This is a genomic window from Kribbella qitaiheensis (assembly GCF_014217565.1).
GTDB lineage: Bacteria > Actinomycetota > Actinomycetes > Propionibacteriales > Kribbellaceae > Kribbella > Kribbella qitaiheensis_A.
In genome coordinates this window covers 6,530,764-6,556,508 of the sequence record NZ_CP043661.1, presented here as the reverse complement: position 1 = coordinate 6,556,508, position 25,745 = coordinate 6,530,764, and the positions used below count along the sequence as shown (strand labels likewise).

Annotated in this window: 20 protein-coding genes; 6 read left to right on the top strand and 14 right to left on the bottom strand. The window is 67.9% G+C overall.

The features are described 5' to 3' along the window. Positions 1-32: 32 nt before the first annotated feature. From F1D05_RS31205 to F1D05_RS31190, 4 genes are all read right to left on the bottom strand, one after another. The gene (locus F1D05_RS31205; RefSeq protein ID WP_185443962.1) at positions 33-1,589 is read right to left on the bottom strand and encodes a phage tail sheath family protein; all 1,557 of its coding nucleotides are present in this window, start codon (positions 1,587-1,589) and stop codon (positions 33-35) included. Positions 1,590-1,804: 215 nt separating this feature from the next. Then, positions 1,805-1,966: a hypothetical protein gene (locus F1D05_RS31200; protein ID WP_185443961.1), complete on the bottom strand. Its 162-nt coding sequence runs from the start codon at positions 1,964-1,966 to the stop codon at positions 1,805-1,807. A 74-nt stretch (positions 1,967-2,040) separates the two neighbouring features. Next, positions 2,041-2,889 (bottom strand): DUF4157 domain-containing protein, encoded by an 849-nt coding sequence (locus F1D05_RS31195; protein WP_185443960.1) that lies wholly within the window; start codon positions 2,887-2,889, stop codon positions 2,041-2,043. A 126-nt stretch (positions 2,890-3,015) separates the two neighbouring features. Next, positions 3,016-6,969, bottom strand: a complete 3,954-nt coding sequence (locus F1D05_RS31190) for a phage tail protein (RefSeq protein ID WP_206685908.1) — start codon at positions 6,967-6,969, stop codon at positions 3,016-3,018. Positions 6,970-7,272: 303 nt separating this feature from the next. Between F1D05_RS31190 and F1D05_RS31180 the strand changes: the two genes are divergently transcribed. Beyond that, positions 7,273-8,085, top strand: coding sequence for a hypothetical protein (locus tag F1D05_RS31180; protein ID WP_185443959.1), 813 nt, complete (start codon positions 7,273-7,275; stop codon positions 8,083-8,085). A gap of 19 nt (positions 8,086-8,104) precedes the next feature. Here the strand turns inward: F1D05_RS31180 and F1D05_RS31175 are convergent, their stop codons facing one another. Both F1D05_RS31175 and F1D05_RS31170 read right to left on the bottom strand, forming a co-directional pair. Continuing rightward, the gene (locus F1D05_RS31175; RefSeq protein ID WP_206685907.1) at positions 8,105-10,165 is read right to left on the bottom strand and encodes an ATP-binding protein; all 2,061 of its coding nucleotides are present in this window, start codon (positions 10,163-10,165) and stop codon (positions 8,105-8,107) included. Beyond that, on the bottom strand, positions 10,162-10,824 hold the full coding sequence (locus F1D05_RS31170) for a DUF4255 domain-containing protein (RefSeq protein ID WP_185443958.1): 663 nt from the start codon (positions 10,822-10,824) through the stop codon (positions 10,162-10,164). Before F1D05_RS31170 ends, F1D05_RS31175 begins: the two co-directional genes overlap by 4 nt. A gap of 198 nt (positions 10,825-11,022) precedes the next feature. Between F1D05_RS31170 and F1D05_RS31165 the strand changes: the two genes are divergently transcribed. Further along, on the top strand, positions 11,023-12,570 hold the full coding sequence (locus tag F1D05_RS31165; RefSeq protein ID WP_185443957.1) for a fibronectin type III domain-containing protein: 1,548 nt from the start codon (positions 11,023-11,025) through the stop codon (positions 12,568-12,570). A gap of 26 nt (positions 12,571-12,596) precedes the next feature. Here the strand turns inward: F1D05_RS31165 and F1D05_RS31160 are convergent, their stop codons facing one another. Beyond that, the gene (locus F1D05_RS31160; RefSeq protein WP_185443956.1) at positions 12,597-13,694 is read right to left on the bottom strand and encodes a DUF7577 domain-containing protein; all 1,098 of its coding nucleotides are present in this window, start codon (positions 13,692-13,694) and stop codon (positions 12,597-12,599) included. Between the two features lie 76 nt (positions 13,695-13,770). Here F1D05_RS31160 and F1D05_RS31155 point away from each other — a divergent pair, with 76 nt between their 5' ends. Continuing rightward, a complete protein-coding gene (locus F1D05_RS31155; RefSeq protein WP_185443955.1) occupies positions 13,771-14,595 on the top strand; it encodes a hypothetical protein in 825 nt (274 codons plus the stop codon). Beyond that, positions 14,595-16,124 (top strand): Ig-like domain-containing protein, encoded by a 1,530-nt coding sequence (locus tag F1D05_RS31150; RefSeq protein WP_185443954.1) that lies wholly within the window; start codon positions 14,595-14,597, stop codon positions 16,122-16,124. Before F1D05_RS31155 ends, F1D05_RS31150 begins: the two co-directional genes overlap by 1 nt. Here F1D05_RS31150 and F1D05_RS31145 read toward each other — a convergent pair. Further along, on the bottom strand, positions 16,110-18,188 hold the full coding sequence (locus F1D05_RS31145) for an Hsp70 family protein (protein WP_185443953.1): 2,079 nt from the start codon (positions 18,186-18,188) through the stop codon (positions 16,110-16,112). The genes F1D05_RS31150 and F1D05_RS31145 overlap by 15 nt on opposite strands. Before the next feature lie 160 nt (positions 18,189-18,348). On the opposite strand from F1D05_RS31145, the gene F1D05_RS31140 reads away from it, so the two are divergent. Together F1D05_RS31140 and F1D05_RS31135 are read left to right on the top strand one after the other, a co-directional pair. Beyond that, the gene (locus tag F1D05_RS31140) at positions 18,349-20,607 is read left to right on the top strand and encodes a dynamin family protein (protein ID WP_185443952.1); all 2,259 of its coding nucleotides are present in this window, start codon (positions 18,349-18,351) and stop codon (positions 20,605-20,607) included. Continuing rightward, positions 20,604-22,061 carry a dynamin family protein gene (locus F1D05_RS31135; RefSeq protein ID WP_185443951.1) on the top strand — a complete coding sequence of 486 codons (1,458 nt, stop codon included), beginning with the start codon at positions 20,604-20,606 and terminating at the stop codon, positions 22,059-22,061. Before F1D05_RS31140 ends, F1D05_RS31135 begins: the two co-directional genes overlap by 4 nt. Here the strand turns inward: F1D05_RS31135 and F1D05_RS31130 are convergent. From F1D05_RS31130 to F1D05_RS31105, 6 genes are all read right to left on the bottom strand, one after another. Further along, positions 22,058-22,684 carry a response regulator transcription factor gene (locus tag F1D05_RS31130; protein WP_185443950.1) on the bottom strand — a complete coding sequence of 209 codons (627 nt, stop codon included), beginning with the start codon at positions 22,682-22,684 and terminating at the stop codon, positions 22,058-22,060. The two genes, F1D05_RS31135 and F1D05_RS31130, sit on opposite strands and share 4 nt — an antisense overlap. 90 nt (positions 22,685-22,774) lie before the next feature. Beyond that, entirely contained in the window at positions 22,775-23,293 is a 519-nt protein-coding gene (locus F1D05_RS31125; RefSeq protein WP_206685906.1) for a GNAT family N-acetyltransferase, read from the bottom strand. A gap of 82 nt (positions 23,294-23,375) precedes the next feature. Continuing rightward, a complete protein-coding gene (locus tag F1D05_RS31120; protein ID WP_185443949.1) occupies positions 23,376-23,774 on the bottom strand; it encodes a DUF5130 family protein in 399 nt (132 codons plus the stop codon). Then, positions 23,761-24,054, bottom strand: a complete 294-nt coding sequence (gene ctaJ / locus F1D05_RS31115) for an aa3-type cytochrome oxidase subunit CtaJ (RefSeq protein ID WP_185443948.1) — start codon at positions 24,052-24,054, stop codon at positions 23,761-23,763. The genes F1D05_RS31120 and ctaJ overlap by 14 nt, the downstream gene beginning before the upstream one ends. A gap of 88 nt (positions 24,055-24,142) precedes the next feature. Beyond that, positions 24,143-24,646 (bottom strand): hypothetical protein, encoded by a 504-nt coding sequence (locus tag F1D05_RS31110; protein WP_185443947.1) that lies wholly within the window; start codon positions 24,644-24,646, stop codon positions 24,143-24,145. Between the two features lie 106 nt (positions 24,647-24,752). After that, on the bottom strand, positions 24,753-25,349 hold the full coding sequence (locus tag F1D05_RS31105; RefSeq protein WP_206685905.1) for a lytic polysaccharide monooxygenase auxiliary activity family 9 protein: 597 nt from the start codon (positions 25,347-25,349) through the stop codon (positions 24,753-24,755). Positions 25,350-25,745 lie beyond the last annotated feature (396 nt).

The following is a 25,745-nucleotide window of genomic DNA, read 5'->3' as shown; positions in this document are numbered from 1 at the left end:
CCTTTCTTGCTGGCTTTGACAGATGGTGGTGGTCACTCGCTGACCAGGCTGGTGCCGCCGGAGAACTGGGACAGGCGGAAGATGACGAACTCGGCCGGCTTCACCGGCGCGACCCCGATCTCGCAGACCACCTGGCCGGCGTCGATCCCCTCGGACGGGTTCGTCTCGGAGTCGCACTTGACGAAGAACGCGTCGTCCGGGGTCTGGCCGAACAGGGCGCCCGCGCGCCACTCGTTCACCAGGAACGCGGAGATGGTCCGGCGTACCCGGGCCCAGAGCGCCTCGTCGTTCGGCTCGAACACGACCCAGTTGGTGCCGCTGAGGATGGATTCCTCGAGGTAGTTGAACAACCGCCGTACGTTCAGGTAGCGCCAGGCCGGGTCGGACGACAGGGTCCGGGCGCCCCAGACACGGTTGCCCCGGCCCGGGAAGGTCCGCAGTACGTTGATGCCGACCGGGTTGAGCAGATCGTGCTCCGCCTTGGTGATCTGTACTTCGAGGCTCACCGCGCCCCGGATGACCTCATTCGCGGGCGCCTTGTGGACGCCGCGGGTGTCGTCGTTGCGACCCCAGATCCCGGCCATGTGCCCACACGGCGGCATGAAGCCGAGCTGCCCGGTGGCGGGATCGGCCGTCTTGACCCACGGGTAGTAGAGAGCCCCGAACGCCGAGTCGTAGCCGGCCTTGTCGACCAGCCACTCCTTGACCTGCTGGGCGTTGAGCCCGGGCGGCGAGTCGAGGATCGCCATCCGATCACCCATCAGCTCGCAATGCGCGAGCATCGCCAACTGCACTGCCTGGACTGTCTCGAGGTCGATCGAGCCCTGCTGGTACGCGCTCATCAGGTCCGGCACGCAGAGCATGGTGATCTCGTCGACCGCCTCCAACCCACCGAACCCGGTCCGGTCGGAGACATCGCCGACGTAGTCCTCGGCGGTCAACCGCGGCGACGGTACTGCGGGCGCGGGTGGCGGCGGGTTGAGCGCGACCTCACCGTGGGCCGGCTTCTCCAGCGCGGCGCCGGTGATCTCCTCGATCTTGATCAGCTTCGAGTTCGCGTTCACCACCGTGGCGACGTTGGTCTTGCCCCGCGACACGGTCAGCCGGTCGAACTCCTCGACCTGGTTGCCGTTCTGCTTCACGACAATCTTGAACATGTCCTCGGACGGGTTGTCCCCGCCGGCATCGGCGATCTCGACACTCACCTCGCCCGGCGTCTGAGCCGCGTCGATCGCGACCACCCGGAACCGCCCCAGCAACGCCTGCGGCCCGGCCGGCAACTCTTTACGCCCGCGAGCACCGCCTTTGCTGTCGCTGGCATCAGCTCCACCGCCGATCCGTACGACGTAGCAGTTCCCACCGCCGTTCAGGAAGTACCCGTAGACGGCCTGCGCCAGATAGGACCCGGCGACGAAACCGCCGAACGTATCCGTGAACGCGGTCCAGTTGCTGATCAGCGTCGCGGTGTTGAAGGGGCCGCCTTCGGCGAGCCCGACAAACGCGGCCACCGCCGTACCGACACCCTCGAGCGGGCGTGCGCCCGATTCGACTTCTTCCACATACACACCTGGTGACAGGTACGTCGGCATGCTGCCCCTCCTCGATCAGGATTTGCTCCAGCCTGACCGCCCCCCTTGCTTACCCACCCGGCCAACCGGACGCTGTCCAGGGCACTGTGATCTGCCCGAAGGGGAACCCGCTCGTACCAACAGGGCAAGACCCCCGTACGACGACCCGCCCGCTTCGCCTCCTCCTTCGTCGGGCATCTGCTGCCGTCCGTGGGATTGGGCGGACCGCCGGCCCATCAGTACACGGCGTTCAGGGCGTAAACGACTCTGGTGCCGAGCGTGGCGGTGGCTGCTGGGCTGCCGTACTGATGGCCTGGGAGTCCGCGATCTGCGAACCCGACGTCCGCCGCGAGCACCGCAGTACCCGGCGCCTTCCGTGCGCCGCTGGGCACAGACATCTTGCAGGCATGCACATCACCAGTGCACCCGCCGAACCCCGCCGCTGTCTACCAGCGGCGTCGCACCCCGCCCGTCAGGCCTCCTCTTCCTGAGCCTCTTCCTCCTCGCGCTGCACAAACGCGCCCTGCACCTCTTCTTCCTTCTCCTCCTCAGCCGGCCCCTCAGCCCGCTGCACGTCCTCCTCATGCTCCTCATGCCGCTGCACGTCCACGTCACTCACAGCGTGCCGCCTCACATCAGCCTCATCCCCAGCGTGCCGCTGCACCTCCGCGCCATCCTCGGCATGCCGCTGCACGTCGCCCTCATCCTCGGCATGCCGCTGAACCCCCGGCGCCGCAGCAGCAACAGGTGCCGGCCCCGCCATCACCCTCTCCGCGTTAGCCGAAGCCTCCCGCTCAAACCGGTCCGACGGATCACTCACCTTGATCCCACCCGGTGCCGAAGACCCATCCACCGGCCCACTCCGCTGCTGCACCACATGCGTCAACTCATGCGCCAGCATCGTCTTCCCATCAACCGACCCCGGGTCGTACTTATCCCGCTGAAACACCACATTGCTACCCACGGTGTACGCATGCGCATTGACCGCCTTGGCCGAATCATGCGCAGCCGAGTCGTCATGCACCCGCACATCCGAGAAGTCATGCCCCAACCGCCCCTCCATCTCCCCCCGCACCTCAGGATCCAGCGCCTGCCCACCCGAGGAGATCACCCCATGCACAGGCGACTTCTCCTCCTCGATCATCGAGGTAACCCCGCTGTTCCCCACCGCCCGCTGCAACCCCAACATCCCAGCCCCACCAAGCACATCACTGCGCCCTTCAGCAGCTGCCTTCCCCATGTGATCCGAAACCTGCTCCTCAACCCGTCCCGCCTTCGGGCGAAGAGCAGCTTCCTCGGTATCGAAACCGTGCTCGCGCATAACCAGACCTCCTGACGATCCCTACTTCAAAGTCCCATCAACTGGGCTGACCAACAACGTCTGACGACCTGTCACCTCCAGCTGTCCGAGACTGCATCGCCGGACGGCCCAGCCTGCTGAGCCCGTTCACTGGAAGCCCGACTCGTCGCGGATGTCGCCGTTCGGCAGGAACACTCTGGTCACCTCGGACACCACGACGATGAACCGCTGCCCTGACATCGCCTGGTCCTTGAACCAGAGGACGCACTGCCCGCACTGCGGCAGGGTGGATACCCCGATGGCCTGCGCCTGGGTGACTCGGTAGACGTTCTTCTCGGCATGCACGAGGTCCGCGTACCCGGGGACGCCCGAGTCGCGGGCAGAGCGCTTCGGCAGCCATCTGCCGGTCGCAGCGCTCTCCGCCTGGCGCTGGTCCTGGGTCGCGCCCGCGTAGGCGGCACCGTGCTCGTAGCTCGTGACGCTGCGCAGGAGTTTCTGGATCTTGCGCTCCACGTTGTCCTTGCCGCGCGTGGTCTTGAGCGTCTTCTGGTGCTTGCGCAGCCGATCGACCGCTGCCTGCGCCTCGGGAGTCATCGTGGTCATCGCCGTGATGTCGTGATGTTCGCCGAGCTCGGTGAACTTCGCCATCTTCGCGGCGATGTACGGCGTCAGCTCGGTCACCGGCGCATCGCCCTCGGGCGCCTCGCCCGCGCCCTGCCGGAAGACCCGTCCACCCCCGCTGGCCCAGACGACGTCCTTACCGCCGCCCTCCTGCCCGTGGCGTGCGACAGCGGCGGCCTTCTCCTGATGGGCGGTCGCGATCGCGGTCCGCACCGCCGCGGGGTCCACGTCCGACACGACCGCGGTGCCGACCGGCTCCTCCGGACTCGCGACCGCGACGATGCTGTAGACCCCCGGCTTGCCGCTGACCGGCTTGGTGAAGAGGTTCTGCAGACCTTGCGGCCGCAGTTTGGCAAGGATCTCGGCGGCGATCGCCTTCATCTCTTCCGGCTTCTTGAACGGCGCGCGCATCCGTTCGAGGACCTGCCGGTGCGCCGACTCCTTGACCGCCTTGCTCCGTGGGCTGTCGGTCTCGGTCGGCTTGCCACGAAGCTTGTCCTTGACGTAGGCCTTGCCTGCTTCGACCTTGCCTTTGACGTAGGCCTTGCCGGCGGCGACCTTCTTCTTGACCTTGCCGCCGATGTTCTTGAGGCCGCGGATGACCGGACCGGCCAGTTTGAGGCCGGTTTTGATGACGGAGTCGAGGGCCTTGTTTACTGGTTTTTGGAGCTTGTCGACGATCTCGCGGATCTTCTGGCCGATGCCGCCCAGGCCTATGACGCTGGCCAGGAAGCCGATGATGATGGGGACCATCTGGCCCAGGACGTCGTTGATCTTGTTGACCACGCCGCCGACGTTGCCCTTGACGATGTCGGCTACCGAGTCGATGACGGTGTTGACGAACTTGAGGATGCGGCTGCCGTTGTTGACGAAGAACATGACCACGTCGTAGATCAGCTTGCAGGCCTTGATGAAGGCGGCGGCCGGGTTGAGCAGGCCGATCAGCCAGGTGATGCCGGCGGTGATGATCTTGGTGATGACGAAGTCCTTCACCTGCTCGAGGATCATCTCCTTGATGTCGCCGAGCTTCTCGATCAGCATCTGCCACAGGCCCGCGATGCCTTCGCTGCGGAGCTTCTGGAAGATCTCGACGCCCTTCTCCATCGCCGCCATCGCCGGTTCGCCGATGTTCTTCACCAGCCGGTTGCGGATGTTCGCCCAGGTGAGACCGAACAGCGACAGCAGCAACTGCAGGATGCCCTTCATGTCGAACTTGTCGGGCAACTGCACCCCACCCTCGGCGAGCGCGCCGAACAGCCAGCTCATCAGGCCCTTGCGCAGGTGGTCGAGGATGTTGTCCTTGAACTTGAGGATGCCGCCCTTGACCCCGTCGATCAGGTTGGACAGGAAGCCGACCGGGTTCTTCACGATGTCGCCGACGACCCCGGCCACCCGGGCGAGCACGTTCTTCAGCATCCCGACGAGCTCGCGGATGGTGTTGATGACCGCCTTGATCGCGCCGATCGCCTTGTCCACCAGGCCCTTGTTCTCGGCCTGCAGCTCCTCGATCCGGTCGTCCAGCCCCTTGCGGGCCTCGCTGTACTTCGACGCCAGCGCCTCCACCATCGCGTCCTGCTTGGAGTCGACCTCACCCTCCAGGTCCGCGAACTTCTCCCCGATCTCCTTCGACGCCTCGGACCCGACCTTCTGCAGATCCGTCGGCAGGCTCTTCACGTACGCCGCGATCTCGGTCCGGCCGGTCGCGATCCGGGTCTTCGCCCTGGTCAGTTCGCCGCCGACGATGTCCGCGACCTTGGAGATCACCACGTTCATCTGCTGCAGGTAGAGCTCGCGCCCGGCCTCGTAGAACTCGTTGACCTTGTCCGGCATCCCGACCAGCTTGTCCTTGGCCCAGCGCAGCCCACCGAGCCAGCCGCCGTACCGATCCTCCTTGTACGCCGACATCTTGGCCGAAACGTAGTTCTCGAAAACGCCCCGCGCCTTCTTCTCGCCTTGCTCGAACTCGGCGTCCACCTGCGGATCGATACCGTCGAGGATCGTCTTCACGTCGGCCTCGGCGGCGGTGAAGATGCCCTGGATCTTGGTGGTGACCTCGGCGCGCTTGGCCTCGTCCTTCGACTTGGTTTTCCCCTTGTCGGCAACGAGTTTGGCGAGCGCTGCGGCCTTGGAGCCCTGCAACCCGGCGACTCCGGTCTTCGTCTCAGCAGCCGCTTCGGTCTTGTTCTGCTGGATGGTCTGCTGCTCTTGCGCACGGAAAGCAGCTGGCGCGGTATCAGCATGTGTAGCAGCGGTCTGCTTGTCGGCGAGTGCGCCCTGGAACTGTGGCTCGTTCGACTGCGCCAACTGCTGGTCCGTGACCTCGGCTTCAGCCATCTCCTGATTGGCTTCGTGCTTACCGGCCGCCAAGTTCGTCTGCTCAGGCGGCGCCGCCTTCGGAGCGGCCCCCGCAGCCGGGATCACGGCGGCCTGGCCTGGATCCTCGGTCTCCATCGGTGTAACGGGCTTCGCGACGCCCTTCGACGTGTCGGGCGCCGCGGCGGTGGCAGTCTCGATGTCCTTGGCCTGGCCCTCCTTGCCCTGGCCGACCATGCCTTTGACATCGCCCTTGACCTCACCGGCCTTGCCGGACTCCTTGTAGTCGTCGGCCTCTTTGAGCGTCTTCGGCGACTTGGCCTCGATCGCCGTCTTCACCGCGGCGATGAAGGCCTTCTTGTCGAAGGTCCCGGCCTGCTGGGCATCCATCGTGTCGGCCTTGGCCGCCTTGGCCTGCCCGCTGAGGTCGTCTGTCGGCGCAAGCGCCGCGCCCTGCGCCTCCTTGGCCTTCAAGGCAGCAGGCGGATGGGCACGCTTCGCCTTGGCGAAGCCCTTCACATTGCCGGTCACACCCTTGAAGGCAGCATCCTGTTCCGGCCGTACGCCGGTAGGCGGCGCCGGCGGCTCCAGCAACTGCGCTCCGGACAGCGGCGCCAGCTCAACCGCCCCTCCGCCACCCCCGCCTCCAATTGCGCCGCCCCCTCCACCCGGAGCCTTCCCAGCCTTACCGCCGCCCCCGCCTTTACCCCCGCCGGCCTTAGCACCGGCCTTCCCCAACGGACTCACAGCCGGTACGGGTTTCGGCGGCGGTACCGGCTTCTTCGGCGCGACAGACCCTGGCCCGAACCCGGTCGTCGTCACCGCGAGCGCCGAGGCAGGCGGCTTGGGCCCCTCAAGATCAACCGGTACGCCGGCAGCCTTCGCCGCCTTCAGCCCCTTCTCGACAGTGTCGATGGCCGGCTCGTCACGCCGGATCTCCACCAGCGCCGCGTCGATCTCACCGACAGCGTCGCCACCAGGAGCCTTGAACTTCGCGGCCAGCAACGCATTGACCGCCGCGTTGCCCGCCTTCCGCTGCAACGCCAGCATGCCCGGCGGAACGGCACCACCGCGCGCGCGATCAGCCGTGGCCCGGCGCCTGCCGTCGGCCAAGGCGTCGTTGACCTCGGCCTTCACAGAGGGACCCGTCGGACGCGCGGAGGCCATCTCCAGAGCGTGATCGGCTCGCGTACGCCGTACCGGCTCCTGCCAGGCACTCCCACGGGCAACCAACTCTGCCCGAAAGGACCGCGCCTCAGCGGTTGGTCTCGGTGGTGATGTGTTCGAACAGGCCGGCTCGGATCCGGGTCCGCACGCCAACCGCCCACGGCTCGTCCAGCTCGCCGATATCGAGCGCGGCCACGGACCTGCGTGCAATCCGGCTACATCGCCCAGAACTGGCGCGGCGCACGCCGGAGATAGCTATCCGGCCGACGCGGGCGTAGCTTCAAAACGTCTCCAGGGGGACAGATGAAGCAAAACGCCGTGTGGGTAGCACTGGTACTACTGACAGTGGCGGCCGGAGCGGGCTGCGACAACGAGCACCCGATCTCCGACCCACCTCGCACAATCTCTTCGCGGTCGGCGCCGGAAGGCTCGGCATCGTCGACGCCGTTGCCTGCTCCCACGAGTACAACGGCACGGCCCGCGAGCACTGAGCCAACCGAGCCATCCGAGCCGGCGGCCGGCCACGCGACCGTCCTCGTCTACCTCGGGCTGAAGTACTCCGGAGATCCCAACGCCTACCTGCCTGGTACGAGCAATTCGTACGTGACGCTCTATGCCGACGGCACGGTTCTGCGTGGGCTCCCGGCAGAAGGGCCGTCCGGCTACGAAGTCAGCAGCAGAAGTGTTCCGGACACCGGAACCTTCACTTCCGACGGAACCACGCTCGAGATCACCTGGTCCGCCGGCGAACGGGTTGAGGTCCGGCCCGGGCAGGACGGTCATTTCGTGATGTACGGGACCGACTACGGACTGCTCGACGACTTGGGGGGTGTGACTTTGAGTGGGACCTATCGTCGCGCTTCAGGCGGTAGCGGCGGCAGGATCTCCTTCAGATCCGGCAAGCGGTTCACCGACACCGGAATCACCGCCGACACCGGCCTCCTGACCACCGAGAATCCCCGAGGATCGGGAAAATACAGCGTCACCGAAAACACCCTCCTGCTGAGGTACGACGACGGCGGGCGACAGTCCTTCTCGGTCTACGCCCTGCCACAGAACCTTGAGGCGCTGTCCTCGCTGGTGATCGCGGGCTTCGTCTTCGACCTCGATCAATGAAGTCCGTCCGCCCGGATCCTCATCGTCCCCGCATCTCCTGCGCCTGCCCGTCGAGCATTTCGTAGTACTGGCCGAATTCGCGTTCCAGGACCAGCCGGCCGAGCTTTCGGTACTCCTGGCCTACTGCCGCGATCAGGTCGGCCATCCGGACCGGCTGGCCTGATTCGGCGGCCAGATAGGCGGCGCTCACCGAGGCTGAGCGAATGTTCCCGCCGGCAAGTTCGAAGGACTGCGCGCAGAACTCCAGCTCCAGGTCGTCGCCGAGCGGCAGTGGCGGGGCCAGGCATTGCTGCCAGAGCCGGAGTCGCAGGTCCGGCGTCGGGGCCGGGAAGTCGATGATCGCGTCGAGGCGCCGGGTGAAGGCGTCGTCGATGTTGGCCCGCAGGTTGGTCGCCAGGATGGCCAATCCGTCGAAGCTCTCCAACCGCTGCAGCAGATAGGCACTCTCGATGTTGGCATAGCGATCGTGCGCATCACGGACGTCGCTCCGCTTGCCGAAGATCGCATCGGCCTCGTCGAAGAACAACACAGCGTTGACCCCGCCGGCCTCGCTGAAGATCCGCTCCAGGTTCTTCTCGGTCTCCCCCACGTACTTGTCCACCACGGTGGCCAGGTTCACCGTGTACAGATCGAGCCCGAGCTCCGTCGCGATCACCTCGGCCGACATCGTCTTGCCGGTGCCGGAATCGCCCGCGAACAAGGCCGTGACGCCACGCCCACGTCCCCCACCACGCCGCATCCGCCAGTCGGTCAACACGGTGTCGCGATGCCGCGCCCGGGCCGCAAGCCCTTGCAGCGCACGCCGTACGGCCGGAGCCAGGACAAGATCGTCCCACCCGACCTCAGGCTCGATCCGTCGCGCCAGTCGCTCGAGTCCGGCCGCGTTCTGAGCCCGTACTCCGCGGCGCAGGTCGTCTGCGGTGATCGCGGTGCCCGCCAGCACGGCCGAGGCGGCGGCGGTCTTGAACACATTCCGCACCTGGCCGGGCCCCAGCGCGAGATGCGACGCCAAGATCTCGGGATCGAGGTCCGAATCGTGCAGGTGTTCGCGCCACAGCTCGATCCGGTCGTGCGCTCCGAGTACGGGCGCATCGACGGTCAACGGGGTCTCCGGACTCCACCGCGGATCCCACGTCGTAGTACCGATGAAGAGGACAGGTACCTCCCATCGGCTCAGCCGGTGCAGCGATTCGAGCGACGCCTCCGCCAGCGCCTCCACCGGCCCGACGACCAGCCCCGCGTCCTGCAGCAACGCCTCCCGACCAGCGATCACGGCCAAGCCGAGCGGATCGGCATCGCGCGCCAGCAGACTCAAGTCGACAGCGACCACACCACGCCCGGCAGCGGCCAGAGCCGCAGCCGCGATGGACTGCCCGGTGCCGGCCTCGTGCTCACGCAGATGAACCAGCCGTACGCCGGCCGCCAAGCTGCGACCGAGATCCGCGCTCGCATCGGTCTTGTACGCCGTCAGCTCTTCCAGCATCGGCACCAGCCGATGGTCGGGCAGATCGTCCCCGAGCAGATGCGCGGCAACCCGGTCAGGTACCCGGACCGCGCGAGTCAGGAAAGGTCGCTCGGGATCCTCCACGATCAGCAGCCCGCGATCCACCAGCGGCCCGCTCGCCAGCAGCCGCCCGCGCGCGACCGACGACATCGACGAGGCACCGGCGAGTTCCAGCGCGAGCCCGACGCTCGGGCGCCGCCGGGTCACGTCGTCGTTGAGGTAGCCGTAGAGCCGCTCGAACCGGCTGTCCAGATCGGGCAGCAGCGCGATCACCAGCAACTCGGTGTCCAGTTCCGACAACCCCGCGACGGCGGCCAACCGGCGCAGCCGAATGATGTTGCCCTCAGCAACGAGGTCGGCCGAGCGTTCCAGCTCCGCCAGCGCCTCGTGATCCACGACGGCCGTATGGGCCTGACCGCTGAGCAGCCGATCCACGAGTTCGTCGTTGACGTACAGCCCCCGGAACGGGTCGTCCATCGCGGGATCGTCCGCCCGGCGTTGCGCCACGAGCGCCCGGATCCGGTCCTCGACCAGGCCCAGGCGCGCCAGGAGATAGTCCAGCCCTTGCGCGGTCACCCGGTCCTCTTGCGGGCTCGACGGGGATTGGGGCGAGGCTGCTCGTTCGCAGGGCCGCGTCCTGCCTCTTCGCGCGGCGGCCAGCCGTCCGTGCCACCCATCGATACCCGCGGCGGCTGGTTCACCAACGTGGCCGCCTCGTAGACGCGACCGGTCGGCGTCGGTGCACAGACCACCAGGTCCAGGGACGGTTTGAGCTCGCCGCCCAGTGCAGACCACACATCAGCGAAGGAACGGTCCTCTGGCGGCGGCAGCGCGATAGAGACCGGAACCGACAGGCCCAGCTCGGCCAGTGGGCCGGTGAGCAGGTCAGTAGGCAGTGCGTCGTGCCTCAGGAAGCAGGAGAGCAGCCCAGACAGCAGCCGGTGCTCGTCCTCCGGCCGCTGGGTCCAGGCCGTCACAAGGTAGGACAGCTTGAAGTAGCGGGGCGGCAGGTGTCGTGCCGTGATCCGCTGATCTTCGTCGTACTCGTTCAGCAGCCCGCGCTCGCGGCGGCGCAGGTCCTCGCGGATGTCGTACAGGTAGACGTCGATCGTGGGCGCGTTCCGGCGGCTCGACCAATCCTTGGTAGGGGCGTCGAACACCACTTCGACGTCCCGCGCACCGACCGCTTCGCGCTGGATCAGAGCCTGCAGCGCCGAGTCCACCTCTTGGATCACGGGTACGAGTCTTCTGCCCCGACCGCATCGGCCGGCAGCGAGCAGGTGTCGAGGCGGGGGCACCGTCGACTGCCCGATCGGGCAATCCCGGCTGCACCGGCAGTCATACGGCCAGCCCTCCACGAGGTACGCGGTACGGGCTTAGCCTGGGACCGACGCCGGTGAACGAGCCGGGCGACGGAGCAGGGGGAGACCTGAGTGACGGACCCAGTACTGCGGCTGGAGACGACGCAGTTGACCGTCGAGCCCGGCGGGCAGGCGCGGGCGGAGTTCACCGTCCTCAACCCGGGCACGATCGTCGAGAGCTACGCGCTGGACATCGTCGGCGAGCAGCCGATCCCGTGGGCCGAGATCACGCCGCCGGTGCTGTCCGTCTACCCGCAGCAGCAGGAGACGGCCGTCGTCGTCTTCAACCCGCCCACGGGTCCGACCGGGCCGGCCGGCACGGTGCCGTTCGGGATCCGCGCGAAGTCAGCGGTCGACCCGTCGAACAGTGCGGTCGTGGAGGGCCAACTCGAGATCGGTCAGGTCTTCGGGCTACAGGCCAAGCTGACGCCGGTCACGTCCTCCGGTCGCTGGCGCGGGCTGCACACGATCCAGTTCAGCAACTGGGGCAATGCTCCGGCCCGGTTGCGGATCGTCGCGTCCGATCCCGACCAGGCCCTCGGCTTCCTGATCCGCCCGGACGTGGTCGACGTACCGCTGGGCTCCACAGTGACGGCCCGCATCAAGGCCCGCACCCGCAAGCCCGTACTCCGCGGCTCGCCCTCGCGCCTGCCCTTCAAGGTCGTAGGGGAGCCAGATCCCCCACGCCCCTTCGGCACACCAACCCCTGCCGGCGCCGACCCGTCCCGCCCAGTAGTCGACGGAGCCTTCAACCAAAAGCCCATCCTCACCCGCGGCGTCGTCATGGCAGCCACGGTCGCAGGAGCCGCCCTGATCGGCATCCTGGCCTTCGCCCTGACCCGCGGCGGCGCGGCAGCTACCCCGACAGGCGACGGTACGACCTTGCCCGGCAAGCCTGTGCTGACGGCGACTGCGGCCGGTCCCAGCTCTGTCGCGCTCGTCTGGGCCGCCCTGCCCAACATCGACTCCTATGCGCTCCACTACGTCGATCAGGGCGACCACATCAACAAGACCGACCGTGGCATCGACGTGAAGAACACGGCCAAGAGCGTCGACGGTCTCAAGCCCAGCACCGCTTACTGCTTCGCGTTGAGTGCCGTCAACGGCAAACTCGAAGGTCCGCTCTCCGCCAAGGTCTGCGCTACGACTGCCGCGGCGCCGGTGACACCGACTTCCGTCCCGCCCAGTAGCGTTCCGCCGTCGAGCGCACCCACCAGTGCGCCGCCGGGCGGGACCAGTTCGACACCTCCTGCCACGGGCCCGAGCCAGCCCGGTCAGCCGTCCGTGGTCGTCGGACCGGATACACCGGCATTCGCGCCCGGCGGCTGGATCGCGGCCATAGAGCTGCAGCCCGGAGCGACCGGGATCGCCGAACAGACCGCCAAGGATCTGGCCGCGCAACTGAAGGGCGGCGGAGTCGACGCGAAGGTCCTGCACGCCGCCGGTCAATACCCCGGGATCTTCAGGGCCAACAAGGCGCCGATGAGCGACGACTGGGTGGTCTACCTCGGCCCGGGATCCTCGTCGGACCAGGTGAAAGCCGCCTGTCAGTCCGCGAAGGTGCAGGCGATCCACAAGTCGCCGTGCCTCACCTACCAACCGGCTGTGGCGCCGAGCTAGTCGGCCGTGACGGCAGGTCCGTCGCGCTAGTGGGGACGCGACTGCACAGTGATGCTAGTGAGTGCAGTCAGGTTCTCAGCGGCGTCAGCCCGGGCCGGGTAGGTACTGCCGACCGCGATCAGCAGTTGCTTGACCGGTACACCAGTGTCGAGCTTGAGCTGCTGCAGATCGCTGCTGTCCTTGACCTGCAGTTCGCTACAGCGTCCCTCGTACATGACGAGCAGCACGCTCGGCCGGAACTGCAGCGCGCGCTTGGCGTTGGCAGCGGGCAGTCCTGCGCGGACATCCAACCGCCGAACGCGGACGGGGTCCTTGAAGGTCAAGGTGACCATGCCCTTCGCCGCGGCCTTCCCCGTGCAGCCGTCGAGCGGGGCGAGGGTCGTAGGAACCCAGGGGGTGGCCCAGGCATCGTCGAGCGGCGCAGTACCGAGCGCGAGAGCGTTGTAGTCAGGGGCAACGGACTGTGGCGGAGCCCCTGCGAATACGACCGGGTCGACCGCTACCAACGCGCCGCGTACGTCGTTCACCCGGTCCTTGGCCCAGCCCACAGGGTTCTTGCCGACGACCGACAAGACCACCACTACAGCGGCAATCCCGCCGACGCCGACGATGACGCGGCGCCAGCGGTAGAGCGGCGGAAGGCTACGGCGATAGTCGCGGCGGGTCTTGCGATCCTTGGGATCCCATAACCGCTGCCACCAACTCTGGCCGGCAACGGCCGTCGGCCCTGGGCTGGTAAACAGCGACGGTCGCAGCGTCTTGCCGCACTTGCTGCAGAAGCGGAGTGTCACCGCATTCGGCACACCGCACTGAGGGCACGCGACCTCCCCCGCTTTCGGGCGCCCGGAGGTGTCTTCGTACTGCGGTTCGCTGACCGGTGGTGCCGGTCGCAGAGCCTGGTCCGAGTGCGAGGTGGGCTGCCCCGACTGGGAGGTGGGCTGCCTCGACTGGTCTGGGTGCTGGGATGCGATCAGCGTCGGTTCGCCCGCGGCCTGACGCACCGGCGGGCGCTCCTCGGCGGTCGCCTGGTCCCAGCCGAGATACACCCCGCAGTACAGGCAGAAGGCCGAACCGGCGGGATTGCGTTCCCCGCACGCGGTACAGACGTCTTCGATGATCGCCACCTCCCCCTCGGACCTTGATTATGCCTGGCCAGCAGGTGGTGCCAAGCGTAGTTTGGAAGTGATTCGGGGGGATCCTATGAAGCGAACGCTTTTGGGCGCCGTTCTGGCGATTATTGCGCTCCCGCTGGGAACACAGGCGATCCCGGCCGCGGCCGCCACGACGGCTGCGCCTGGCCTGGAGTGGTCCGCCACCGTGAACGGCAGGGCTGTCGGCGACGTCGACTCCAACAAACCGCTGAAACTCGGTCGCGACAAGCAAACGCCGGTCGTGCTCGCGCTGACCAACACCGGTTCGGATCCGATCATCGTGCGCGCCATCCGGCTCGAGGGCCGGGTGATGACGATGACCTTCTTCCGGTACAACACCCGCCTCGACATCGAGCTCGCGCCGGGAGCCTCGACCGAACGCCGCTTCGACCTCGAACTCGATGACCTCACCGACCAGGCGGTCGGCCTGATCCCCGCGCGTCTGCAACTGCTCGACACCAACCGGAAGGTCCTGCGGGAGGACAGTTTCCCGGTCGACGTCGACGGCCGTCCGACCTCGGTCTACGGCCTGTTCGGCCTCGCCGTCGCCGGCATCACGGCGATTCTGCTGGGTTCGCTGTTGCTGGCGATCGCCCGTCGTCGGCTGTCCCGGAACCGCTGGAACCGGGCGCTCAAGTTCCTGGCGGCCGGGATCGGTATCGGACTGACCCTGACCTTCACCCTGTCGGCCACCCGGCTGCTGGCCCCCAGCGCAGCCGCCTGGCTCACCCTCGTCCTCGTCCTGGGAGCGGTCGCTTTCGCCATCGGCTACCTGCTCCCACTGGGAACCCACCGCCCGGGCGCACTCGACGAGCCCTCCTACCTCGCGCGAGAGCCAGAGGCAGCCGTCGCCAGGGCGGACTCACCCCCGTGATGCGACGAGCACTCCTCCTGCTCACGGTCGCCTTCCTCGTCGTCTTGCCAGCCTGGCCGTCGCCTGCGGCCAACGCAGACACCGAGTGGGCCTGCACCGGAGGCAGCGTGGAGACCTGCATCAAGCAGAGCACGGACCACGGCTATTCCACCGATTCGGTGACCATCACCGCCCAGTTCCGGGACGACGACGAGGTCATCGACGCGACCAGTCTGACGATCTTCGTCAACGACAGTGAAAAGGCGACTGTCTCGGAGGCAGGCGAAGTCAGCCTGACCTACAAGCTGGATCCGGGCCGCGCTCTCCCGGCGACGGACGAGATCTATGCCGTCGGGGATGACGTGGGCTATCCGTTCCAGTCACCGACGATCGAACACCTCTGGGTCAAGCGGCCGGTTCTGACGGTCGCCGCCTCGCCGAACGGCACATCGGGCGAGGTCGGATCGTCTTTCACTGTGCAGGCCCACCTGACGTTGGACAGCAAGCCCCTGCGCAACACGGCCGTCAAACTGACGAGCTCCATGTCCGGCCAGCCGCAGATCAGCCGTACTGCCACGAGCGATGTCAACGGATCGGTGAGCTTCACCTACACCCGTCAGACGGCCGGCGAGGACGAGATCGTGGTGACCGCAAGCTGGCAAGGACAGTCGGGGGCAGCCAGCCTGATCAGACGCTGGCGCCTTTCCCCGCCGACACCACCCTCCACCCCGCCGACGTCGCCGACGTCGCCGACGCTGACACCAACGTCGCCCGTCTCCTCGCAGCCGCCTTCGGATCCCACTGGACCGTCCGACAGTTCGACGCCGAGTACGCCGTCCGACAGCCCAACCCCGCTTCGCGCTTCGCTCGATCTGTCCCCGAACAACACCAGTACTGCGGTCGGGCGCGATTTCACGGTGACTGCCGCGGTGACCACCAGATCGGGTGATCCGGTGCCGGATCGGCTGGTGACCTTCGAGAGCACGAAACGTGGGGAAGGCGCGATCAGCAGGACGGCTACCACCGACGACGAGGGCAAAGCGCAGTTCACTTACCGTCGGAACACCGCGGGATCGGATGCCGTACACGCCCGCGTCAGCGTCGACGGAACCGGGCTCAGTGAGCGCATCGTCCATGCGTGGACCGATCGAGCGACGCCGCCGTCGGCCGCGGGGACGCTTCGGCTCGACTCTGATGTGGTGAATCCGGGTAGCGACCTCAAACTGACCGGCAGCGGCTGCCCTGCCAACGGTCGGATCGAGCTGTCGATCGGGGATTTCGCACTCGCCGGCACCCGGGCAGACAGCGCCGGGGACTATCGGGTGGTCGCTCCGCTTCCTGAGCTGCCGTTGGGGCGGCACAAGGTCAAGGCCAGCTGTGCCGGGAGCTCGACGACGGCCACCGTCGACGTCGTCGGCGTCACCGCGGCCATGGGTACGGCCGGCGCGGCGGGCGTGACGACCGTGGCCGTTCTTGCCTTCTTCGTACTGCTCGGGGGGTCGATCGTCCGCGGTCTCGGAAACCTCGGCGTCGAGCTACCGTTCCGGTAAGGACCGCGCGGTACGACGGCGCCCGCTCCCGACGGCGAAGGCGAGTAGCCCGGCTGAGCCGGCGATGCTCACCACCGTCAGGACCGCGGACACGGGTGCCAGCAACCGCCCGCCCAGCCAGGTAGCCACTGCGGCCACGAGGCCGGCCACCAGCCCGACGCCGATCATCCCGGCCAGTTGGCCCAGGCGAACTGTTCCGCGCTGCAACCTGAGCTCACGGAGCAGCGCTTCGGCGTACGCGATGCTGAACAGGACTCCCAGGATCAGGGCCCCGCCAGGGATCGTCGCGAAGGGCGACCACCACGCGCCGCCGGAGCGCGTCAGCAACACCTTGCCGCCGGGTGGTTCGACGACGCCGACCACCGGTCCGGCCAGAAAGAGTTTGTAGCCGCCGATCTCGAAGGTCCGCGTCGCTCGGTCGAGCTTCATCGGATCGCCGGGAAGATCGACGCCGAGGAGCGTCGGCGTGAGCTGCGCGCCCGCCGCCGTGCCTGCAGGCAGCGCCGTGGTCCGCGCGGAGTCCACGTCCCAGCTCAGCTCCTTGCTCACCGCGCTGGTGGGCCCGATCAAAGCGAAGACAACTCCCCCCACAAACAGAATCGTCGCCGCAAGCGCGTATCTGGCGGGCCGCCGCGCTCCAGCTGAGGCGGCTCGACGCCGACGAGCACCCGAAGCCGGCGGGCCGGCGTCCCGGCCGGTGTCAGCAGGAACCAACGGCTGAGAGTCGGAGTTGCCGGTGGGAGCAAGGCCGGCAGCGCCGGGAGCGACGTGGGCGGGTTCGCCAGGGGCGAGGCCGCCAGCGGCGGAGGCGGGAGCGCCAGGGCCAGGGCCGCCAGCGGCCGGCCCGGGGCCGCCTGCGCCGGGCGCGAGGGCGGCAACGTCGGGGGCGAGAGCGCCCGCGGTGGGCGCGGGGGCCCCCGGAGCGAGGCCGCCACCGGCGGGAGCGTGGGCGCCAGCGGTCGGCGCAGGGGCGCCTGCGGAGGCGGGAGAGGGAGCGGAGGTGGGGACGGGAGAGAGCGTTGGTAGTAGGGCGGCGCCCATGGCGACGCAGAGTTTGGGGTGTGGGCTGATTGTTACTGGTCTGCCGAGGCGGCGGGCGACCTGTTCGGAGACGAGTGGGATGCGGGCCGAGCCGCCGACCAGGACTACGGCCGCAAGGTCAGCGACCGAGAGGTTCGCGTGCTCTACTGCACGCTCCAGGCAGTCGACGGTCTGCTCGATCGACGGGCCGATCAGGTCTTCGAGTTCGGCACGCGTCATCCGGACGCTCGGTCGGACGCCTGGCAGGCCGACGTGGATGGTGACGGCGGTCTGGTGGGAGAGCTTCTCCTTGGCTTCCAAGCATTCCCGCCGCAACCGCAGCAGCCCGTGCATCAACTCGGGGTCGTCGGACAGGTCCTCCGGTAGCTGGAGCGAGCGCCGGAAATGACCGAACACGGCGTCGTCGAAGTCCAGCCCACCGAGCTGCTCGATTCCTTCCGGCCTGCCCAGGAAGCTGAACCCCTGCCGCTCCAGCCGAAGTACAGCCGCGTCGAACGTGCCGCCACCGAGGTCGTAGACCGCGATCGCGTCGCCTTCGCGGACCTGCCCGGTCGAGGCGAAATGCAGGGCGGCAGCCTCAGGCTCCGTACAGATCCTGGCAGCCGGGAGGCCACTGATCGAGACGACCTGATCCATCAGCTCGCGGCGGAACGGACCCCAGTTGGCCGGGCAGGTCACCACCACCTCGTCCGGTCCACTCCCCTGCCCCCTGGCAACCTGCGCCACCACCCAGCCGAGCAGCTTCCCGGACAACAGGTGCGGCGACATCGGCGTACCGCCGAGGTAGAAGCTGGTTTTGTCCCCGATCCGGCGCTTGAACTCCCGCGCCACCCTGTCGGGCTGATCCTCGGCATCGGCCAGCGCCTGTACGCCGAACAGCAGGGAGCCGTCGGCGGATTTGAGCGCGATCGACGGGATCTCGTGCCCGTGGTCGCCGAGCGAGATCGCCTCGGCGACGCCACCGCGCGCGACAGCGGCGGCTGAGAACGTCGTGCCCAGGTCGACGCCCAATCGGTACCCCATCGCTAGTGCGCCACCGGCCCCATAGGGTCCAGTTTGCGCGCCGATCCGGCATTTGTCCGCCGGTCGGCGCGACGAGTCGCGAGCAATCCGTGGGCAGCTGGGACGGCGACGCACTAGCCTTTGGGGACGACGCCGAATTCGGAGGGGGTGCCGTCGGTCGATGATCAGCTGTGACAACTGTGGACGCGCGAACGACGAAGACGCGACCTTCTGTACGTCGTGCAACCACTACCTGGCCTGGTCCGCCGACAAACCGGCCACCCCCAAACCCCCCGAGCCCGAACCGACCGCCCCAGAGCCGGTCCCCCCGGAGCCCGAACCGATCGTCCCGGAGCCCGAGCCGATCATCCCTGAGCCCGAACCGGTCGTCCCGGAGCCGGTCGTCCCTGAGCCCGAACCGATCATCCCGGTTCCCGTCCCAGAGCCCGAGCCGCTCGCCCCGGATCCCGTCCCCTTCGAGCCCTTCGCTCCGGTTCCGGTCCCGCAGCCCGGGCCGGTGTTGCCCTCACCAGAGCCGCCCGCCCCGGAGCCGATCCCGCCTGCGCCCGAGCCCATCGCTCCCAAACCTCAGCCCACTGCCGCCCAACCACCGCGACCGCGGACCAACGTGAGCCAGTTGATCTCGGCAATCGACCAAGGCCGGACCCTCACCGAGGACCGACAGCGCCCAGACCTGACCGCCCGCCTGGAGACCGCGAAGGCGAAGCTCGATTCCCGCACGATCACCGCGGTCGTCGTCGGTGAGTTCAAGCGCGGCAAGAGCACCCTGGTGAATGCCCTCCTGCAAACCGCCGTCTGCCCAGTAGACGCGGACATCGTGACCGCAGTGCCGACACTGGTCCGCTACGGCGAGCGCCCCGGCCTCACGGCGTACCGGCAGACCTCCCCCGGCGAAGCACCTGTCGGCTACCCAGCACCGCTCAACCAGATCGCACGGCTGGTCTCGGAGTCCACCGACGCCGGCGAGCAGGGCCGGCTGCAATCAGTGACGGTGGAAGTCCCCCACCGCATGCTCCGCTCCGGCCTCAGCCTGCTGGACACGCCAGGCGTCGGCGGCCTCGACTCCGTCCACGGCCAGCTCACCCTCGCCTCTCTCGCCTTGGCAGACGCGATCCTGTTCGTCACCGACGCGGCACAAGAGCTGACGGCGCCCGAGCTCGAGTTCCTCAAGACAGCTATCGCCCGCTGTTCGGCAGCCGCGATTGTGATCACCAAGACCGACCTCTACAGCCACTGGCGGCGCATAGTCGAGCTGAACCGAGGACACCTCGCCAAGGCCGGCATAGACCTGCCGATCCTGCCGGTCTCGTCCTTCCTCCGCCTACGTGCCGCCCAACGCCCAGAGCTCAACCAGGAGTCGGGATTCGCGCCACTGGTCGAGTTCCTCGCCACTGCAGTCGTAGTACCGGGTACTACGCGCGCAGCGGCCACCATCGCGCAGGAGGTCGACTTCGTCGCCACCCAGCTCGCACAGGAGACAGACGCCGAGCGCGTAGTACTGACCAAGCCGCACAGCCGTCCAGAAGTGCTCTCGAAGCTGACCCGCGCCCGCGACCAAGCAGCAGGACTCACAGCAGCCAGTGCGACCTGGCAGCAGACCCTGTCCGACGGCATCGCGGACCTCGTCGCCGATGTCGAGCACGACCTGCAGAGCCGCCTGCGCGCGGTGATGCGGGACGTCGAGACGATCGTCGACCAGGGCGATCCGAACGAGACCTGGACCGACACCGAGGTCTGGTTGCGGCGCCAGGTCGCCGTCGTCGGAGTGGCCAACCGCGACCTGCTGATCGAACGCGCCCGCGGCCTGGGCGAACGGGTCGCCGAGGCGTTCGACCTGGAAGCCGGGACGGAGATCGAGGTCGAGCTTTCCCAGTTCAGCGCGGACCTGGACCAGCTCGAGCTGGCCTCGGTCACCACGTTGTCGATGCCAGGCGGTCGGCTCCAGTCATTGATGATGGCCGGCCGGACCGGCATCTTCGTCCCGATGATCGCCTTCAGCCTCGGCTCGTTGATCGTCACGCCGATCGGGGCCATCGCGATCGCGGCCACCCTCGGCGCGGGCATCGGCGGCAAGTTGCTGAAGGACGAGAAGAAACGCCAGCGCACCTACCGCCAGCAGCAGGCCAAGGCCGCCGTCCGCCGGTACATCGACGAGGTGGCGTTCGTGATGAACAAGGACACCCGCGACAGTCTCCGCAAGACCCAGCGCCAGTTGCGCGACGACTTCCAGGAGCGAGCCGGCCTGATCCACCGCTCCGCCAGCGCAGCGCTGACGGCAGCGGATCGGACCGCCAAGCTGCCCCCTGCCGAGCAAACCGCGCGAGCGGCCCACCTGTCGGCCGAGAACGAGCGGCTGCGGTCGATGCGCTCCGGACTCCGCGAGGTCGCACTCGCCGGCAAGACGGGAGGCGGGAATTGACCGACGATCTGTCGGCAGACATCCTCGCCGTCATCGACGACGCCCAGCGCGCGGCCGGGACCGACGACGACCGGCAACAGCTCGACGAGATCCGCGCCCGGCTGACCGGACCACTCCGGCTGGCGATCGCAGGCAAGGTGAAGGCCGGCAAGTCCACCCTGCTGAATGCCTTGCTGGGTGAGGAACTGGCGCCGACCGACGCCGGCGAGTGCACCCAGATCGTCACCTGGTACTCCCTCGACGACCGTCCGCACGCGACCCTGTTCCCGATCGAGGGCGAGCCGCGCGAACGCCCGTACGATCGTGACGGCGGTGCCCTGCAGGTGGATCTCGGCGGCTTGCAGCCGTCCGACGTCGACCATCTCGAGGTCGGCTGGCCGACCAGCCGGCTGCGCGAGCTGACCATCCTCGACACCCCTGGCATCGCGTCGATCTCGGCCGACGTGTCCGCGCGGACCCAACGGGTGCTGGCCGCCGACGACGGCCGGGTGCCGGTGGCGGACGCGATCCTCTACCTGCTCCGCCACACGCACTCCAGCGACATCCGGTTCCTCGAGTCGTTCCACGACGACGAACTGGCGCACGGTACGCCGATGAACGCGATCGGCGTGCTGTCCCGGGCCGACGAGATCGGTTCCTGCCGGCTCGACTCGATGGAGGTCGCCGAGCGGGTCGCCAAACGGTACGAGGCCGAACCGAGACTGCACCGGCTGTGCCCGGTGATCGTGCCGGTCAACGGATTGCTCGGCCACACGGCGACCACCTTGCGCGAGGCGGAGTACGCGTTGCTGGCCGCGATCGCCCACGCGCCCGTCGACGAGGTCTCCGAGTTGCTGCTGACCGCCGACCGGTTCGCCTCGACGCCGAGCGGCCTGCCCGTCACCGAGCTCGAACGCGAACACCTGCTCGGACGACTCGGCCTGTACGGCGTACGTCTGAGTGTCGAGCTGATCCGGAGCGGCGTCGTGTCGACCTCGTCCGAGCTGAGCACGGAGTTGACCGAACGCAGCGGGCTCAACCGGCTCCGGGCGATCCTGGTCCGTCAGTTCGAGGCCCGCAGCCGGGTCCTCAAGGCGTACTCCGCGGTCGCCGCACTCACCGACCTCCTCCGCTCCGGGAACTTCGAGCCCGGACTCCAGGCCCGGTTGGAGGAGATCGGCGCCGGAGCGCACGAGTTCCAGGAGATCCGGCTGCTGTCCGACCTGAGGTCGGGCGGAATCACGCTGAAGCCCGAGCGGACCGAGCAGCTCGACCGACTGCTCGGCGGCTCCGGGCACGGCCCGACCTCGCGGCTCGGACTGCCGGAGGACGCAGGCGAGGACGACGTACGGCAAGCAGCCCTGGCCGCTTTGTCCTCCTGGCAAGGCTTCGCGAACCACCCGCTCACCAGCCGCCCGGCCCAACTCGCCGCCCGGGTAGCCACCCGGACGCTGGAGGGCCTGCTCGCCGGCTAGATCAGTCCCTCGCGGACGGCGTACGCGACGGCGTGCGAGCGGTTGCGGAGCTGGAGCCGCGTGGTGAGTTCGTGCAGGACGTTCTTCACCGTACGTTCGCTGTAGTTGAGCGAGTCGGCGATCTCGCCGGTGTCGAGTCCGTCCGCCACCAGGCGCAGTACGTCGACCTCGCGCGGACTGAGGCCGGTGAAGGTCAGACCGCGGGGCGCCAGCACCTGGCGCTGCAGCCGGCCGAGCTGTTCCATCAGCCGGCCGAGCAGGTCGGACGGGATCTCGCCGTCGCCGGTCGCTACCCGCGTGATCGTCCGGACCAGCGCCTCCGGGGTCGCGTCGATCCGGCGCAGCAGGCCACCGACCCCGATCTCCGCGGCGACCACCAGTGCGGCCTCGTCGAGCACGGTCGCGACCAGCAGCAGCCGCGGCGTCTCACCGCGACGCAGGGCCCGCATCGCCCGGGCGGTCTCCTCGTCGAGAACGTCCGTGACGACGAGCGCGACGGCCGCTTCGTCCACTTCCATCTCGCTGACGAGACGGATCTCGGGCCGGGCCCGGAGCTGGCTGATCACCCCCGCCCGCGAGATCGGATCACTGCCGTGGACGTAGGTCAAGATCGGCACACTCATCGGAACCCCTCCCCAAGGACAAGGCCCCTACCGTCCCGCACCCCGCTCCACGCCGGTTCTACACGAGTTCTACGCGCGCTCTACAAGCCGTCATCGTGGGCCGAAAGGAAGGTGCGAACCGTCATCGGTGGCGAGACGGGCGTGCAGATGGGAGTCGTGGCGGCGGCCGTCGAGCTCGACGTAGTAGTCGCGCATGGTCCCTTCGAGAAGGAAGCCGGCCTGGGTAGCGACCTTGCAGGAGCCCTCGTTCACCAAGGCATGGTCAAGGGACAGCCGATGCAGACCGAGGCCGCCCGCAGAAGCCGGGCCGAAGGCCCACAGCGCAGCCGCGTCCAGGGCACGGCCGGCGATGCGGCGGCCGCGGGCGATCGGGCTGACCCAGTAGGCGCAGACCGCCTGATCCGGCACCCGGTTCACATCCCTGAGAGTGACAGAGCCGAGCACCTGATCCGTACCGGCGTCGGCGACCGCGAAGACCGCGTTGCTTCGGGCCCACCCGTCGATCCGGGTTTCGAGCCACTTCAGCGCGCGCTGGTCGGCCGGCGTCCGCAGTACCGCGGTACCGGCTGTCCAGCGAAGGATGCCCGGATCCTCGAGCGCCACCGCCACGGGCCGGCTCGTCGTCGGCCGTGAACGGGCGCAGTACCAGCTCGTCCACCGCGAGTCGGCGAGGCTCCAGCGCGGGCAAGATCTATTGCTTGTGCGGCTCGTTGGCGTGCAGCAGCGGCGCCTGGTGCGCGTGGGTCCCGAGCTGCTGGACACCGGTGACCAGACCGCCGGCGAGATCACCGGTGGCGAACGAGGTCTGCATCGCCAGCGCGGCCAGGCCGGCCTCGGTGTCGGTGAGCTGCCGCCGCGCCTGCGAACCGGTGACGATCTCGAGCCGCCGGCCGGCCGGGTCGACGTACACGAGGACGCTGTGGTCGGGGTCCGGCAACTCGTTCAGCAGTTCGAGCGCGAACGGCCGGGTCTCGGAGTCGGCGCCACCGACGTACACGGAGAAGTGCAGGCCCGAGGACGCTTCCGCGTGCCGGACCGCGCGCTCGATGTCGTAGAGCTGCTCCGGGGTGAATGCGTCACCAGCTGGCACTTGCGCCTCCGGTCGTGCGGGCGATGCCGGTGCCGGCGGTCGCGGGGGTACCAGTCGCCGGCGTGGACGCGGTCGGCAGCTCGGGCAGGTTCGCCGGGTTCGGCTTGACCGGCTCGGGGCCGCCGATCCAGACCGGCGGAGCCCACCAGGACAGGCCCGGACGGTAGCGCGGACCACTCGCGATCGACGATGCGAACACGAGCAGCGCCACCACCGCGATGACCAGTGCGGGGATGCCGACGAACACCAGCAAGGTGTGGCCGGAAAGCAATGGAGTCACGACCGCAAGCCTAGCCTGCACGGCACCGTGCCCGCCCAGGGCCTCACCCCGGACGGGCACGGACTGCTAGCACTACGGTGCGCCGCGCTCAGCAGCCGCCGCAGTTGTAGTAGGTGATGTCCCAATGGCTGAGTTCGTCGGCGTAGATGTTGCCCGAGGCGGCCCGCCACTGCGCGTACCCGTCGCCACGATTGGCGATCCGGGTGAAGTTGTTGTGGATGTAGTTGCCGACGCAGGTGTACTTGCTGATGTCCACCTTGTACCCGTTGTAGTGGCTGTACGTGCCCGAGGCGTGGCCGACCTCGGTACCACCGGTGATGTTGATCGCGCAGCCGCTGGCCTGCTTCAGCGTCCGTACGCCGTAGACGGTGCTGTCGTTGATCTGCTCGAAGGAGGTGCAACTCGAGTTCGACCGGGTCGTGCACCCGCCCGACGAGGACCACGTGATACCGGCGGCGCTCAGGATCGAGGCGGCCGTGGACTGGCTCAGCTTGGTGACGGCCGACGCCTGCTCGATCGCGATCACACCGGGCAGCAGCCCGACGATCAGCGCGGCGGCGGGCACGAGGACGCGGCGAAGAAGGGACTTCATGGGCGGCACTCCTTGAAACTCGGGGCGGAAGGTTTCAAGGAGTGCCTTGCCCAGGAAAGTTATTGACCAAACCCGAACTCGAGGGTCCGTAAGGGGAACAGGTGGGTCAGAACCTGACGTCGGAGCACTGATAGAAGGCGTTCGCCGTGTCGGCGATCGTCCAGACCGCGAGGATCATGTGCCGACCGGTCCGGTTCGGCAGCGTGCCGGCGTGCGCCACGTCGTACGCCGGGCGGGCGCCACCCATCGGAACGGTCAGGAACGGCGTGAGTTCGAGCGCGGAGCGGGTCAGCGGGGCGTTCTGGTTCCAGCCCTGCTTGGTGACGTAGTACTTGAAGTCGGTCGTGGCGTGGGCGGCGGTCAAATGCCACCGGAACGTGTAGGTCGCACCGGCGGTCAGCTGGGTGGCCGGCCAGGCACCACCGCGCTGATCATCCAGCTGAGCGAACTGGGACAGCCCCGCGGAGCAGAGCTTGCCATCTGCCGGTCCGGCACCGGGGAAGCCCTTCGGCCCCTCGGTGCTCTGCGGCTCCCACTGGATCTGGCCGCAGTTCTGCACCGTGCCGTTGGCACAGTTCTTCGCGCGACTGATCGGTGCGGTGGTGTACCCGTGGCCATAGGCCAGCGGGATCGAGGTACTGACCGTCAGCGCCAGGGCGCCGACGGCAATGCCAGCCATGCTGAGTTTGCGTGTTCGCATCATGCGGACACTCCTTCTTCTTCCCGTGAAGCTGGGGGCGGCAGGAATGGAAGGAAGGCGCCTTCGGTGGCAATAGATAACAACCGTTCCATTCTATTGTCAACGGCTCGGAGCCTGTTCTTCTGACTTTCCGTGATCCGGGCAGCACGGACGGCGACGACCACGGTCGGCGATCAGGCATCGATCAACCCGCGACCGAGTCGCGACCGAGTCGCGACCGATCCGGTCTATGCCGGATAGTCACCAATTGGATTTTGTCGAACGTTCAAAAAGCAGATGGAAATAACAAACTGAACAATTATCAGCAATGTAGGTCATTCACGACTAATACAATTCCAGCACCATCGAATAGTGACCGGATTCACCTGTCACAAGAAACGCCTCAATCGGTCACAGTGC

Bases quoted from the DNA above. Each gene is read 5' to 3' on its own strand.
- F1D05_RS31205 (WP_185443962.1), bottom strand. From the start codon at position 1,589: ATGCCGACGTACCTGTCACCAGGTGTGTATGTGGAAGAAGTCGAATCG.
- F1D05_RS31200 (WP_185443961.1), bottom strand. From the start codon at position 1,966: ATGTCTGTGCCCAGCGGCGCACGGAAGGCGCCGGGTACTGCGGTGCTC.
- F1D05_RS31195 (WP_185443960.1), bottom strand. From the start codon at position 2,889: ATGCGCGAGCACGGTTTCGATACCGAGGAAGCTGCTCTTCGCCCGAAG.
- F1D05_RS31190 (WP_206685908.1), bottom strand. From the start codon at position 6,969: ATGGCCTCCGCGCGTCCGACGGGTCCCTCTGTGAAGGCCGAGGTCAAC.
- F1D05_RS31180 (WP_185443959.1), top strand. From the start codon at position 7,273: ATGAAGCAAAACGCCGTGTGGGTAGCACTGGTACTACTGACAGTGGCG.
- F1D05_RS31155 (WP_185443955.1), top strand. From the start codon at position 13,771: ATGAAGCGAACGCTTTTGGGCGCCGTTCTGGCGATTATTGCGCTCCCG.
- F1D05_RS31150 (WP_185443954.1), top strand. From the start codon at position 14,595: ATGCGACGAGCACTCCTCCTGCTCACGGTCGCCTTCCTCGTCGTCTTG.
- F1D05_RS31145 (WP_185443953.1), bottom strand. From the start codon at position 18,188: ATGGGGTACCGATTGGGCGTCGACCTGGGCACGACGTTCTCAGCCGCC.
- F1D05_RS31140 (WP_185443952.1), top strand. From the start codon at position 18,349: ATGATCAGCTGTGACAACTGTGGACGCGCGAACGACGAAGACGCGACC.
- F1D05_RS31130 (WP_185443950.1), bottom strand. From the start codon at position 22,684: ATGAGTGTGCCGATCTTGACCTACGTCCACGGCAGTGATCCGATCTCG.
- F1D05_RS31110 (WP_185443947.1), bottom strand. From the start codon at position 24,646: ATGAAGTCCCTTCTTCGCCGCGTCCTCGTGCCCGCCGCCGCGCTGATC.
- F1D05_RS31105 (WP_206685905.1), bottom strand. From the start codon at position 25,349: ATGATGCGAACACGCAAACTCAGCATGGCTGGCATTGCCGTCGGCGCC.